Source organism: Cysteiniphilum marinum (genome assembly GCF_014857925.1).
GTDB lineage: Bacteria > Pseudomonadota > Gammaproteobacteria > Francisellales > Francisellaceae > Caedibacter > Caedibacter marinus.
Map to the genome: position 1 here is coordinate 219,763 of NZ_JACYVZ010000001.1, position 14,724 is coordinate 234,486.

Annotated in this window: 11 protein-coding genes, 1 pseudogene and 1 CRISPR repeat array; of the genes and pseudogenes, 11 read left to right on the plus strand and 1 reads right to left on the minus strand. The window is 37.8% G+C overall.

Annotated features, from left to right (window positions below; genetic code table 11):
• Positions 1-113 precede the first annotated feature (113 nt).
• The 5 genes from cas3f (at position 114) to cas6f (ending at position 7,495) form a co-directional block, all read left to right on the plus strand.
• Entirely contained in the window at positions 114-3,548 is a 3,435-nt protein-coding gene (gene cas3f / locus IE867_RS00980) for a type I-F CRISPR-associated helicase Cas3f (RefSeq protein WP_192482904.1), read from the plus strand.
• Between the two features lie 4 nt (positions 3,549-3,552).
• Positions 3,553-4,818 carry a type I-F CRISPR-associated protein Csy1 gene (gene csy1 / locus IE867_RS00985; protein WP_192482905.1) on the plus strand — a complete coding sequence of 422 codons (1,266 nt, stop codon included), beginning with the start codon at positions 3,553-3,555 and terminating at the stop codon, positions 4,816-4,818.
• Positions 4,815-5,738, plus strand: a complete 924-nt coding sequence (gene csy2 / locus IE867_RS00990; RefSeq protein ID WP_192482906.1) for a type I-F CRISPR-associated protein Csy2 — start codon at positions 4,815-4,817, stop codon at positions 5,736-5,738. Before csy1 ends, csy2 begins: the two co-directional genes overlap by 4 nt.
• Positions 5,739-5,902: 164 nt before the next feature.
• Positions 5,903-6,928, plus strand: a complete 1,026-nt coding sequence (csy3, locus tag IE867_RS00995) for a type I-F CRISPR-associated protein Csy3 (protein ID WP_192482907.1) — start codon at positions 5,903-5,905, stop codon at positions 6,926-6,928.
• A 9-nt stretch (positions 6,929-6,937) separates the two neighbouring features.
• Positions 6,938-7,495: a type I-F CRISPR-associated endoribonuclease Cas6/Csy4 gene (gene cas6f, locus IE867_RS01000; RefSeq protein ID WP_192482908.1), complete on the plus strand. Its 558-nt coding sequence runs from the start codon at positions 6,938-6,940 to the stop codon at positions 7,493-7,495.
• A gap of 145 nt (positions 7,496-7,640) precedes the next feature.
• A CRISPR array of direct repeats spans positions 7,641-7,909; the repeat unit is 29 nt; unit sequence GTTCACTGCCGCATAGGCAGCTTAGAAAT.
• A gap of 50 nt (positions 7,910-7,959) precedes the next feature.
• Here cas6f and IE867_RS01005 read toward each other — a convergent pair.
• Positions 7,960-8,115 (minus strand): hypothetical protein, encoded by a 156-nt coding sequence (locus IE867_RS01005; protein ID WP_192482909.1) that lies wholly within the window; start codon positions 8,113-8,115, stop codon positions 7,960-7,962.
• A gap of 232 nt (positions 8,116-8,347) precedes the next feature.
• Here IE867_RS01005 and IE867_RS01010 point away from each other — a divergent pair, with 232 nt between their 5' ends.
• From IE867_RS01010 to eno, 6 genes and pseudogenes are all read left to right on the plus strand, one after another.
• Positions 8,348-8,833 carry a low molecular weight protein-tyrosine-phosphatase gene (locus tag IE867_RS01010; protein WP_192482910.1) on the plus strand — a complete coding sequence of 162 codons (486 nt, stop codon included), beginning with the start codon at positions 8,348-8,350 and terminating at the stop codon, positions 8,831-8,833.
• A 187-nt stretch (positions 8,834-9,020) separates the two neighbouring features.
• On the plus strand, positions 9,021-9,641 hold the full coding sequence (yihA, locus tag IE867_RS01015) for a ribosome biogenesis GTP-binding protein YihA/YsxC (protein WP_192482972.1): 621 nt from the start codon (positions 9,021-9,023) through the stop codon (positions 9,639-9,641).
• A gap of 27 nt (positions 9,642-9,668) precedes the next feature.
• Positions 9,669-11,177, plus strand: coding sequence for a sugar ABC transporter ATP-binding protein (locus tag IE867_RS14865; RefSeq protein WP_192482911.1), 1,509 nt, complete (start codon positions 9,669-9,671; stop codon positions 11,175-11,177).
• A 19-nt stretch (positions 11,178-11,196) separates the two neighbouring features.
• Positions 11,197-12,147: a ribose ABC transporter permease gene (rbsC, locus tag IE867_RS01025; RefSeq protein WP_192482912.1), complete on the plus strand. Its 951-nt coding sequence runs from the start codon at positions 11,197-11,199 to the stop codon at positions 12,145-12,147.
• 24 nt (positions 12,148-12,171) lie between these two features.
• Positions 12,172-13,089: a ribose ABC transporter substrate-binding protein RbsB gene (gene rbsB, locus IE867_RS01030; RefSeq protein WP_192482913.1), complete on the plus strand. Its 918-nt coding sequence runs from the start codon at positions 12,172-12,174 to the stop codon at positions 13,087-13,089.
• A gap of 79 nt (positions 13,090-13,168) precedes the next feature.
• Positions 13,169-14,453, plus strand: a pseudogene (gene eno, locus IE867_RS01035) (phosphopyruvate hydratase); the annotation flags it as partial.
• Positions 14,454-14,724: the final 271 nt, after the last annotated feature.

Sequence of the window (14,724 nt, forward strand, 5' to 3'; positions counted from 1 at the left end):
ATTATTTGTCGCATAGGTTATGTAATCTAAACATAAAAGATGAAGGTGTTATTACTAGTAAGTGGTTGAGTAAAAAATACACTAAGTTAAATGAATGAATCATTGGAGGAACTGTGATAGTCACCTTTATTAGTGAATGTCAGAAAAAAGCCATTGCACGAACAGCGCGAGTGCTTGATGCTTTTGCTAATCGCATTGGCGCAAGAACTTGGCAGACGCCAATCACAGAAGAGGGATTGTTGGCGGTTAAGAAGCTGTTACGTAAAACAGCAACTAAAAATACTTCAATCAGTTGTCATCGAATTGTTTCGCGCTCAAGAGTTGAATTGTTATGGACAGTGGGCAATACCGATAAATTTAATCATCAGGGGATGGTTGCGGTTAATAGTACGGCAAAAAAATTAAATTATAGAGATGATTTGCAGGATTGGCATTTTTTGCCATTAATACAATCATTAGCTAGTTTTGCGGCATTATTGCATGATTGGGGAAAAGCTAATGCGCGATTTCAAAAGAAAATAGCTCAAGATTATAGTGGGAAGCCGGGTGATGCGCTTCGGCATGAATGGTTATCTTGTCTATTGTTAAGGGCAGTGATTAATTCTGTTGATGGGAAGAATGATAAGAGGTGGCTAAGTATTTTTGCTAATGGTGAACTTGATGAGAGAAATATATTAAGTACTGACCTTAAGGATATCAGTAGACCATTAAGTAACTTGCCTGTGACTGCCAAGCTGATACTTTGGCTGGTACTAACGCATCATAAACTGCCGTTGCCTTCTTTAAGCAAAAAAAAGCTTGATCAAGATTGGGCATTAATACAAGAAACTACTATAGATGACGTCTTATCTTATATTGAGAAAGAGTGGGGGTATGAGAATCTCAGTGCACTTGATACTTTAGGGGATTGTTTAAGTTTTCCAAAAGGGCTAATGCTTACATCAAAAAAATGGCAAGCTGCATTGCAACGTTGGGCTAAAAAACTAATAGGGCAATTAAATACTGTTGAGCAAGTCTTTAAAGAAGGCAGTGAAAGGGTTGTGTTATATCATGCACGCTTGTGCTTAATGCTAGGTGATCATTATTATTCATCTTTAACGCTCACTGAGTCAGGAAATTGGCATGGTAGCAGAGAGTTAATTGCAAATACTCAAGATGATCGAACACCAAAGCAAGCGTTAGATCAACATTTATTGGGTGTCTATGAGCAAACGAAAAAAAATGTGTCCTCATTGCCCAGATTTGAGCGTGAACTGCCCTTCACTGATAATGTTAATGAGCTAAGAAAGAAAAGCCCAGATAGGTATGCATGGCAGGATAAAGCAGTAGTAGGTGTGCGTAATTGGGTTGTTGGCAATAATGACAAAAAGAAAGGTTTTTTTGCGATTAATATGGCAAGCACAGGTTGTGGTAAAACGCTTGCTAATGCTAAGGTTATGTTGGCCTTGTCAAAAAATAATGACATGCTTCGTTATATTTTGGCATTAGGGTTAAGAACGTTAACTTTACAAACAGGTGATGAATATAAAAAGCGTATTTTTCACAAAGGAGATGATAGTGATTTAGCTGTTTTAATTGGCTCTAAAGCTATTATGAGCTTGTACCAACAGGCAAATAACGATACCAATCAAAAGATGGATGACATCAAATCTCACACTGGATCATCATCACAGGAAAGCTTGCTATCTGCAGATGATAAAATTATCTATGACATAACGATTGAAGAAGATCAACTCAAGACTGTTTTACAGAAAGAGAAGGATCGAAAGTTTTTATATGCTCCAATATTAACTTGTACCATTGACCACATTATCTCTGCCACAGAAGTAGTAAAAGGTGGTCGTTATATTTTGCCAAGTTTACGATTGATGTCATCAGATTTAGTTATCGATGAAGTTGATGACTTCACAGGACAAGATGCTATTGCCATTGGGCGCTTAATTCATCTGACAGGTATGTTAGGGCGAAAAGTTATGTTATCTTCAGCAACAATACCGCCATCATTGGCAGAAAGTTATTTTAATTGTTATCGTGAAGGGTGGAATTTATTTGCAAAAACGCGCAGCGCAAGTTCTGCAATAGGTTGCGCATGGATTGATGAATATAAAACAATAGTTGATGAAGTTGATGATCTATTATCTAAAAAATCAAATGAGCAATATGCGCTTTATCACCAAAAGTTTATTAATAATCGCGGTGAGAAATTAGCTCAGGCAATACCAAAGCGAAAAGCAAATATCGTCGATTGTAGAAGTTTATTAATAAGATCAGACGTAATTCCTAGTAAAAATGGTGGGATTGATAAAAGAAAAGAATATTTTAATATTATTGTACAAGATATGCTTAAAAAACATGGATATAACCATAAGACAGATATTAGCTCAGGTTTAAATGTTTCATTTGGTGTAGTACGTGTTGCTAATATTGAACCCTGTGTTGATTTAGCAAAGTTCTTGCTCGATTATGAATTCATGAATGATGTTGAAATTAGGGTAATGCCCTATCATAGTCGACAAGTGTTATTGTTGAGGAATGAACAAGAAAAACACCTAGATATAGTACTTAAGCGCAAAGAAAAAAAGGGTGATATACCTGAGGCTTTTGCTAATCAAATTATAAGAAATCATTTAGATTATTTATCTGCTAAAAATAAGCTGATTAAGCATGTGCTGTTTATTTTGGTGGCAACGCCTGTAGAGGAAGTCGGAAGGGATCATGATTTTGATTGGGCTGTGATTGAGCCATCATCCTATCGTTCAATTATACAACTAGCAGGAAGAGTGCGCAGACATCGCTATGAAAAAGTTGAATATGAAAATATTGGTATTTTGCAGTATAACTGGAAGGCAATCAAAGATGGGGATAAAAAAGATACTTGTTATTTTATAAATCCAGGGTATGAGTTTAATGGCGAGATTATGTTTAATAATAAGGAAAGAAAAGCCATTTGCAAAACGCATGATGTATTTAAATTGATCAATCAAGATGTTGTTGCAACAAACCTAGATGCCATTCCACGTATTGATGAAAGAGGACCTAGCGGTTTTGGTTTGGCTAAATTAGAGCATGCGGTAACTTCACATTGGCTAAAACGTTATGATCAAAGAGGGGCTGAAACTCTACAAGGATATTTGACTCAGGCATGGTATTTAACGGCATTACCCCAAGCATTTAATCGATTTCGTGCCGGAGCACCCAATCTTTTATTATACCGTTGCCTTGATGGTAATAAGTTTTACTTTACTGAGAAAGAGAAAGGAAAAGCAAAGTATTTGGAAGACACTAATAAGTTGAGTAAAGTTGATCGCTTGTATAATATCGATAATTTTTCCTTAACAAATAAACAGCAAGAAAGACTATGGTTAGTCCGTGACTATGGTCAATTACTGAAAGCGCAAGCACAATACGATGATATCAGTTTAAATACTGCAGCATTGCGCTATGGTGAAATTGTTATTCCAGAGCAAAAAGAGCAAAACGAAAGTAGTAATAAATGCAAATATTTATATAACGACCAACTCGGTTTATTTAAAGATCAAAGGAGATAGTTTAATGTTAGACCCAGCAATAATCGCATTTTTTGAGGATCGTAAAAATGATTGGCGTAAAAAAAACATTAAGGAGTCATTAGCAGAAGATCAAAAACAAGCGCTGGAACTGGAGTGTGTCCAAAAATTCGCATTAGAAAATTGGATTCCTGATGCCGCTAAGAGAGCAGGGCAAATAAATGTTTCAACACATCCATGTACATTTAGTCACCCTAGTGCACGCAAGAATAAAAATGGTTATGTATCTTCAATTGTTGCAAATGCAACGTTTAAAGCAGATGGTTATTTGCGAACAGGGAATGTTAAAGAGCTAGCACAAGATGCCCTTGGTAATGCGGCAGCACTTGATGTTTATAAGTTTTTGATGTTGAAAATGTCAGATGGGAATACGCTTTTGCAACATTTACAAGATGACTCAGCAATCAGTAAATTTCTTTTGACTCAAAGTAATGGGGATTATGATGAATTGCGTAATGGTTTTCTATCCATTATCAATAGCCCACATGAAGTCGTTACTAGTTCAAAAATAAAACAGGTTTATTTTCCTGTCGGAGATAATTACCATTTACTATCCATACTAACTAATTCATCATTGGTATATGAGCTAAGAGCCCGCATTGATGCATTGCGATTTTCAGAAAAGCAAAAAGAATTAAGAGAGCTGAAGCGTCAAAATAAGCATACTACTGAGGTTTTGACTGAAATTTATGATGTCGCAACGATCGCATATGGTGGAACGAAACCTCAAAATATTAGTGTTCTTAATAATCAATTTGGTGGGAAGGCACGTGTGTTGGTATCAGCTCCACCTAAGCTTGAAAAAAGAAATCTACAGTTTCCTCGAGGTGATTGTTTCGGCAGTGTAATTCGTCATTGGTATATCCGTGAACCATTGCGTAAGCTGCATAATATTTTTACGACACATGCAAACAGTAGTATCCCCCTTAAAAATTTAAGAGTTGCTCGCGATAATGCGATTAGTGATATTTTGGATTATATCTTGCAATGTTCTTTAGGGTTAAGAAGAGTATCAAATTCACAATTCAAAGAAGAATCAACTCAATTGCCACTATATCAAAAGATCTGGTTATGTGAATCCTATAAGGAAAGGCGTATTGAGGAAGAATGGCTTGATGAGTTATGCCAAGAGATTACTCGATGGATTTATGCTGCTTATAGAAAAGAAATTAAAAATCCCATAACTCTAGGGAATGCTGAGTGGCAGCACTTATTGGAATATGTATCTTATAATAAGGAGAACTTTAGATGAATCAGCCTGCATTATTGATTCCACGATTAAAAATCCAGAATGCTAACGCATTTTCAAGCCCCTTTACCATTGGATTTCCTGCAATGACGGCATGGCTTGGATTTATGCATGCTTTGCAGCGTAAGTTGCAGCATGAAAATTTTAATCCAGTGTTGGGAGGTATCTCTATTGTTTCACACGAGTTTAATTTGCAAGTCCACAAAGGTGTAGGAGATTATGAATATTCTGTTATAGGCACGGCTAATCCATTAGATAAGGACGGTTCAAGGCCTGCATTTATTGAAGAGCCGCGTTGTCATTTAGAAGTAAGCTTGGCAATCCAATATGAGGGTGTGTCAAAGTTACAAGAGCAAGAGTTCATCACAACAGTAAAGAATGTTCTTAACAGTGGTATTAAGTGTGCTTCTGGCGACATTCTTGCATTTGAGCAGTTGGTTATCCATCGTAATCTCGCACAACTGAAGCGTCATTTAATGCCAGGCTATGTTTTAATTGAAAGGCGTGATTTGATGTGTCATGCGATGGAAAATTCTCAAGACGCTATTGAGGCAATTATTGATTATGTAGCAATTCATCACCAGAGTGTTAAGGATCAAGATGGGAATATAGCATGGCAGAGTAAGAGAAAAGCGTTGGACAATGATATGCGTTCTGGTTGGATTGTACCCATTTCAGTAGGTTTTCAGGGTTTAAGTGATTTGGGTCAAGCGAAGAATCAACGCGATACGATGGTAGAACATCGATTTGCTGAGTCTATTGTGACTCTTGGTGAGTTTAAAATGGCATATCGAATAGAAACTGCTGAGCAATTGTTTTGGCATTATCATTATCAAGAGGATAACTCTTTATATTTATGTCAGCAGCAAAATTTGAGTATTCAAGCTGATGGTTATTCAGAGTTTGATGAAGATGAATTTTAGGTAAGTAACGTAATGATGTATAAATAAGTTGCATCAGCTAATAGCTTTGTCCTTGTGGGATCGCTTGTACGGCTTAAGCTGCATGGGTGAAGGGGTGATTAATGCTTAACTTATTTTTGATTCATTACAATAAATTAGTACAGAAAACAAAAAGGAGCATAATTATGGCTAAAGAAAAAGATGTGGTATCAGTCTTAGCATTTGAGAAAAAGTTAGTACCATCTGATGGGTATTTATATGGGGCTACTTGGAGCAATAAGCAATCTACAGCAGAACCTCTTAAACTAAAAGAGAAGTCGGTAAGAGGGACCATTTCAAACCGGTTAAAGCCAGCGATACAAAAGGATCCGGCTAAGCTTAATAGTGAAGTGGAAAAGCCTAATTTACAAACAGTTGATGCTTGTGCATTAGCGCCATATCACGATACATTGAAAATTCATTTCACACTAAAAGTGTTAGGAGGGCTTCATCAGCCTTCAGCTTGTAATAATGCAAATTTTAAACAAACCTATGAGCAAGCTATAAGGTCTTATATTGAGCGTGAAGGGTGCAATGAAGTGGCAAAGCGATATGTGCTGAATATTGCCAATGGGCGATTTTTATGGAGAAATAGGTTTGGAGCAGAATCTATAGAAGTTCAAGTAAAAGCATTAACCAAAGAGGGGCAAAGAAATTGGTGTTTCGATGCGCATAAATATAATATACGCGATATGTCTTATAGTGATACTGGGATAAATGAATTGGCAACCGAGATTGCATGCGCGCTTGCAAGTGAAGGTGACTTTCTCATGCTAGAAATAGATTGTTATGCTAAGGTTGGTAAATCTCAGGATGTTTATCCAAGTGAAGAGCTTGTGTTGGACAAGGGGAAGGGTGCTAAAAGCAAAGTGTTATATGCAGTAAGTGATGTCGCTGCAATGCATTCACAAAAAATTGGCAATGCCTTAAGAACAATTGACACATGGTATTCTGATTTCAATGATCCTTTAACCTCTGCCGGTCCCATTGCCATTGAACCATATGGCGCAGTAACTAATTTAGGAAAAGCGTTTCGCACACCAAAGGATAAGCAAGATTTTTATACTTTTTTTGATAGCTGGGCGCGTGGAGCTAAATTAAAGTCTGAAGATGAGCATTATGTCGTAGCAATGCTTATTCGAGGTGGCGTCTTTGGTGAAAGTGATAAATAGGTGATATTAATGGATAAGTACATAGATATTGTTTTACTGCCAGATGCCGAATTTCCAACATCTATTTTAATGAATGCAATATATAGTAAATTGCATAAAAAATTATTTGAGATGAAATCGCATAATATTGGCGTTAGCTTCCCGCGTTATAAATTAACATTGGGAAATCTTTTACGTGTGCATGGAGATATGTCCAATTTACAAAACTTGCAGGCAGGTGAGTGGTTAGGTGCAATGCATACTTATTGTATGACATCTCAAGTTAAAAATATCCCTGCAAACGGTGTTAGTTTTCGCACAATTTCAAGGGTGCAAAGTACCATGAGTAACGCAAAGTTGAAGCGGTTGCAAAAGCGTGGCTCAATCTCAACAGATGAGGTAAAACAGTATAAAGCAAAAATGTTTAGTCAAGGTTTAGATAATCCTTATCTTGAACTGGTGAGCACATCAAATGGGCATAAACATCGCCGCTATCTTGTATTTGGTGAGATAACAGATAATCCTGTTAGTGGTGAGTTTGATTTTTTTGGTTTAAGTAAAACCGCCACAATTCCATGGTTTGAATAATTGCAGGTTTTTAACCAAAATTTTTATCGCTCTTTAACAATCTAGTAAAATCAAGGCTTTGCATAATAGCCAAAAAATATTGGTGAAAATGGATTAATCGAATTACAATCCTTTTGCTAACAGCGTTTCACGCGTTAAAATTGCAGTTCACTGCCGCATAGGCAGCTTAGAAATCATAGATTACTGCTGAATTGCTCTAGTAAGTGTTCACTGCCGCATAGGCAGCTTAGAAATAGAAAAAATTACTCATAAGATAAGAACCAAGGTTCACTGCCGCATAGGCAGCTTAGAAATAGCCTTGAGCATCTTTTATAGTTAGTATTACGTTCACTGCCGCATAGGCAGCTTAGAAATCATCGTTAACAGAGTGAATAACGACAGCACCGTTCACTGCCGCATAGGCAGCTAACCATTTGGGCGTATGTAATACGCTCCTACGAGGAAAGTATATTGTGAATATTAAACTACTGTTTAAGCGTTTTCATCGGTAGCACAAACCCGTAAGCAATCGGTTTGAATTTACTGATAAATAAGTTAGCTGACTTGGCATTGATGGTTTTATCTTTTGGGTTATCGATGCTTTCAGCGATTTCCTTTTCAAGTTTCTTTATTTTCATCATGGTGTCACCTCTAAAAGTTGATTGGGTCATTGTTTAAAGTAGATCAAGATTTATTTTTTTGCCATATATTGCTCGTGAATCATTCTGTGGGCGATATAAATGCTACGGAAATGTAGTTGGAATAATACCCAATGCGACATAATGAGGATAAATAGTGCTGTTAATCCTCTAGTCAAATGTAATACACTAGCCTCAGGAATAATGATTACTCCTTATGGTTGTCATCAAGCATATGAAAAAGATTAAAGTTATGTTTGTCTGTATGGGCAATATTTGTCGCTCACCAACGGCGCATGGTATCTTGCGTAAACTTGTTGCTGAGGCGCATTTAGAACCTTATTTTGAAATTGAGTCATCGGGCACACACTCTAGTCAGTGGCACAAAGGTGATGCCTCTGATCCAAGAACAATAGCGACGGCATTAAAGTATGATTGTGATATTCGTGATTTACGTTCAAGTCAATTAATGGCAGAAGATTTTGAGTATTATGATTATCTGATTGCCATGGATGATAAAAACCTTAAAGATATGCAGATGATTGCACCAAATAGCGACATGCAAAAGGTAACGAAATTACTACAATATGCGCCGACTTTGGCAATAAATAATGTGCCAGATCCGTATTATAATGATGGGTTTGATCAAGTGTATTTGATGATTGATACGGCATGCAGAAATTTACTGGAAGCATTAAAAACCGAATTAAAACAAAGCTAAGGTAAATGGTATATGTCTTAATTATTGGGTATATAGTGAATAAAAAATAGAAGATGTTTTTATGAGTGATAAAAAAGTAAAAGAAACAAAAAAAGTAGACAAAATAGATAAAGTGAAATGTTTGGCAAACATTAAAGAGCCACAGGCAATCGTTGATGAAACAGGTGAATCACTACCGTTTAAGCCAATGAATTACCGGCAGGCAACCTATGTGATGGGGGCCGCATTAGTTGAGCAGTTGCCTTACGACTACGGGATTGAAGTAGCATTTGCGGGACGCTCTAATGCAGGTAAATCCAGTGCCTTAAATGCATTAACTGAACAGACGAAATTAGCACGTGTCAGTAAAACACCTGGGCGGACGCAACTGATCAATTTATTCGAGTTGGAAGAGCATAAGCGCTTGGTTGATTTACCTGGTTATGGTTATGCTAAAGTGTCGGAAAAGGTCAAAGCAAGTTGGCAGAAAACGCTAGAGATGTATCTAACAACGAGAGCGTGCTTAAAGGGGATAGTGTTGCTTGTGGATTCGCGTCATCCGATTAAAAGTTTTGATTGCATGATGATCGAAGCGGCAGTACAGAATGATTTAAACTTACATGTTTTATTAACCAAGGCAGATAAGCTTAATAATTCAGAAAAAGCAAAAGCTGAGCGCTTATTACGTGACTATTTAAAGCAAGTGCGTGCACCTGAGAATATTAGTTTTCAATTGTTTTCAGCGCAAAGCAAAATGGGATTAGATAAATTAAAACATAAGCTAGATCAATGGTATAATCCACCATTTGTTGATTTGGAAAATATCTAGCGGCTAAATCTTAAGAGGGGGAAGATTGTGCAAAGGCATGAAGATCAATGTGTATTACGCTTAGAGAATATTCATAAAAGTTTTCCAGGGACTAAAGCATTAGATGGTGTGAGCTTAGCAGCGTATCGCGGCAAAGTGATGGGGCTTTTGGGCGAGAACGGTGCCGGCAAGTCAACGTTGATGAAAGTGTTAAATGGTATTTACCAAAAAGATGAAGGGGAGATTTATTGTTTTGGTAAAAAAATTGAGTTTGATGGTATTGCTAAAGCGCAAGCAGCGGGCATTGCTATGGTGCATCAAGAGCCGCATATATTGCCGGATTTGACGATTGCGGAGAATGTTCTGTTGGGTCGTGAGGTTATGCGTAATCGCTTAAGTATCGACTGGAGAGCAACCTATCACAAAGTCGATAAAATACTTGATCAATTGCATATGCAGCAAAAAGCAGCAAGCTTGGCGAATAACTTAAGTATTGGTGATCAAAAGCTTCTGGAGCTTGCCAAAGCCTTATCATTAGATGCACAAATTATTGTGATGGATGAACCTACCGATGCGCTTACTGAAAAAGAAGTCAGACGTTTGTTTGAGATCATCAAAAAACTGTGTTCTGAAGGCAAGTGCATTATTTATATCTCGCATCGCATGGAAGAAATATTTGAGATCTGTGATGATATTACGATTATGCGTGATGGTCAGTTTATTATTGAAAGTAAAACAAATGCATTAACGCATGAACAAATTATTGAGAAGATGGTTGGTCGTAAGATGACGGCATTATCATCTACAGAGCATACTCATATCTCAGAGCAGTCGATGCAACAATTATTTAAAGCAGAAAACATCAGCAATGATAAAATCAAGCCCGCAAGTTTCGTTATTCATCAAGGTGAAGTGCTTGGCGTGTATGGGCTAATTGGTGCTGGAAGAACTGAGCTTGCGCGCAGTATCTATGGTTGTCACCCGCTTAAAAAGGGGCAAATGACGTTGGCAGGTGAGATGATTCGCATAAACAATCCAACACAAGCCTTAGCTCATGGTATTGTCTATATCTCAGAAGATCGTAAGGTTGATGGGCTTGTTTTGGGTGCCAGTGTTAAAGAGAATATGACGCTAGCATCACTTAAAAAACTTTCAAATGCATTTGGACATATTGATCGGTCACAAGAAAAAGAGATGGTTTCTAAGTATATAGATCAACTGAAAATTAAAACACCTAATCAAGAGCAACTAGTCAGTAATCTAAGCGGTGGTAATCAGCAAAAAATTGCGATTGCCAAAGGCTTATTATGTCAACCTAAGCTATTAATTTTAGATGAGCCAACACGTGGTATTGATGTGGCGGCAAAACGCGAGATATACCGCTTGATTCATACACTTAAAGCACAGGGTTTGGCGATTTTATTTATTTCCTCAGAAATGCCTGAGGTAATTGGTTTGAGTGATCGCATGTTGGTGATGCGTGAAGGTGAGATAAAGGGTGAGTTGAGATCAGGTGATATCTCGCAAGAAGCGGTAATGAAATTGGCAATTGCTTAAATGACTTAAGGGGAGAGTAATGCTAAAAAGTAGAATGATGAGTAAAGTTAATAAACAATTTTTAATCGAGCATAAGGCGGCATTGGCACTTGTTGTTATGATTATTGTGATGTCATGTTTGAATCAATACTTTCTGACATGGAATAATATCTTAGTGATTTTGCAACAGACATCTGTCAATGCGGTGATTGCAGTGGGGATGACGTTTGTTATTTTAACTAAGGGACTTGATTTATCGGTTGGCTCTGTATTAGCACTTTGTGGTGTAATTTGCGCATTTTTATTGCAATGGATGGTACCGATTTATTTGGTTATTCCCTTGACGATTTTAGCCGGTGTTATCTTTGGTGGTGTCAGTGGTACGATTGTCACTAAGGGTGCGGTGCAACCATTTATTGCAACATTGATTACCATGACCTTGTTTCGTGGATTGACAATGGTGTTTAGTGATGGTTATCCGGTGGCAACAAGCTCTGATGCTTTTGCTTTTATCGGTACGGGTAGTTTGTTAGGCATTCCTTTTCCTGTATATATTATGGCAGTGGTTTTTGCGGTGTCTTTTTATGTATTGAAATACACGCGTTTCGGCCGATATGTCTATGCCACAGGTGGCAATGAAGAGGCAACAAAGCTTGCCGGTATTCGTGTTAATCGTATTAAATTTGCTGTTTATGCCATCTCAGGTGCCTTATCAGCAGTTGCGGCAATGATTATTACCTCACGGCTTTCATCAGCGCAACCTACAGCAGGTACAGGTTACGAGCTTGATGCAATTGCTGCTGTGGTCTTAGGCGGGACAAGCCTTTTTGGTGGTAAAGGTAAGATTATGGGCACATTGATGGGCGCGCTTATTATCGGTTTATTAAGTAATGCGCTTAACTTAATGGATGTTTCCTCGTATTATCAGATGATCGTCAAGGCGTTGGTCATATTGATTGCGGTATTATTTGATTTTAAAGTGAAAAACTAGTGTAACTAACCTCATGGAGAAGAAATGAAAATGAAAACACGTATTTTTAAAGTAATTACAGCTATTGTTGGTATTGTTGCCATGCTGATTGTGGCAGGGTGTGGCAGTTCAAGTGATAATAATAAAACGATTGGTTTTGTGGTCTCGACTTTAGATAATCCATTTTTCGTTAGCATGAAAAATGGGGCTGAAGAAACAGCTAAAGCAGAAGGATATAAAGTTATCACGCTTGATTCACGTAATGATCCGGCAAGAGAATTGTCTAATGTTCAAGACTTGATTACTAAAAATATTAAAGTCATTATCATTAACCCAACTGATTCACAAGCTGTTTCTAATGCGGTGAAATATGCAAATCAGCATGGTGTTGAAATCATTACCTTGGATCGCACAGCTGATTCAGGCAAAGTATTGTCACATATTGAATCAAATAATGTGGCAGGTGGGAAAATGGCAGCGCAATATATGATTGATCGCTTAAATAACAATGGCAAAATTATCGAGCTTCAAGGGATTCCAGGTGCTTCAGCGTCTAAAGAACGTGGCCAAGGTTTTGATACTGAAATGGCAACATCAGATATCAAGATTGTGGCGAAACAGCCAGCAAACTTTGATCGTACACAAGGCTTGAACGTTACGCAAAACTTATTGCAATCTAACCCTGATGTTAATGGTATCTTCGCGCAAAATGATGAAATGGCATTGGGTGCTATGCGTGCGATCGAAGAAGCAGGTAAAAAGCATATTATCCTGATTGGTTTTGATGGCACAAAAGAGGGTATCAATGCTGTTAAAGCCGGAAAAATGGCAGCAACCATTGCGCAACAACCGTATTTAATGGGTGAGCTTGGCGTTGAAGCGGCGATTAAATTCTTGCGTGGCGAAAAGGTAAATCCGCATATTGTTGTTCCTTTGAGATTAGTCACTCAATCTAACGCTTAATCTGCTAGGCATTTAGAGCAAATATTGGTATTCTTATGCCAGTTTTTAGGAATGGAATGAACAAATTAAAGGTAAAACAATGAATGCAAAAATTAGTAATGTTGTTGCAAGACAAATTTTAGACTCTCGTGGTAATCCAACAATTGAAGCCGATGTTATCTTGGAATCAGGTGCTTTTGGACGTGCTGCTGCACCTTCAGGTGCATCAACGGGTACTAGAGAAGCGCTCGAGTTGCGCGATGGTGATAAGAAGAACTATCTTGGTAAAAGCGTGCAAAAAGCAGTGAATAATGTCAATAAAGCGATTAAAAAAGCAGTCGTTGGCTTAGATGCTTTAGATCAACGTCTAATTGATCAGACAATGATTGATCTAGATGGCACTGAGAATAAAGAAAAACTAGGTGCTAATGCGATTTTAGCGGTATCTTTGGCATGTGCTAAAGCGGCAGCTTCACACCTGAGAAAACCTTTTTATCGTTATTTGATGAATTCTAAAGAGTATATTATGCCGGTGCCGATGATGAATGTCATCAACGGTGGCGAGCATGCTGACAATAATGTCGATATGCAAGAGTTTATGATTATGCCAGTTGGCTTTGAGAAGTTTACTGATGCACTTCGTTGTGGCGCTGAAATATTTCACACCTTGAAAAAAGTTCTAGCAAATGCGGGCTTTAGCGTTGCAGGTGTAGGGGACGAGGGCGGATACGCCCCTAACTTGCCATCAAATGCAGTGGCGATTGAAATGATTTTAAAAGCGATTGAAGAGGCAGGTTATAAAGCTGGTGAAGAAGTTTATATCGCATTAGATTTAGCCAGTAGTGAGTTTTATAAAGATGGTAAGTATGTATTGGCATCTGAGAATAAATCATTAAGCTCAGCGGAGTTTGTTGATTATCTGGAAGATTGGGTTAATCGTTATCCAATTATTTCCATTGAAGATGGCATGGCTGAGAATGACTGGGATGGTTGGAAATTATTAACTGAACGTTTAGGCAAAAAAGTGCAATTAGTTGGTGATGATTTGTTTGTGACCAATAGCAAAATTTTGCGTGAAGGAATTGATAAAGGCGTTGCCAATTCGATCTTAGTTAAACTCAATCAAATCGGTACATTAAGTGAGACATTTGAAGCGATGGCAATGGCTGCTGAAGCAGGTTATACTTGTGTTATTTCACATCGCTCAGGTGAGACATCTGATACGACGATTGCTGATTTAGCTGTAGCAACGGGTGCCGGACAAATTAAAACGGGTTCACTATGCCGCTCTGATCGTGTTTCTAAATACAATCAGTTGTTACGTATTGAAGAAGATCTAGCAGATAATGCCATCTATCCAGGACTTAAGACATTTAACTTTAGTGACGATGTTGATACTGATGATTCAGCTGCTGAACAAAGTGCTGAAACAAAAGAGGTAGTTGCAGAAACCAAAGTTGCGCAAACAAATACCGTTGTTGAAGAGACAATTGTTATCGTTGAAGATGAAAAAAATCATACCACTGAAGTTAAGGAACATATCGTTGAGAAAACGGAAGCCTTAGTGGATGATGTACAGGTTCAAGAGGATAAAGAAACTAAAAAGACTGAGTCGATTGAATCAAATGATACAACAGCAGAAGCACATCCCAAAGC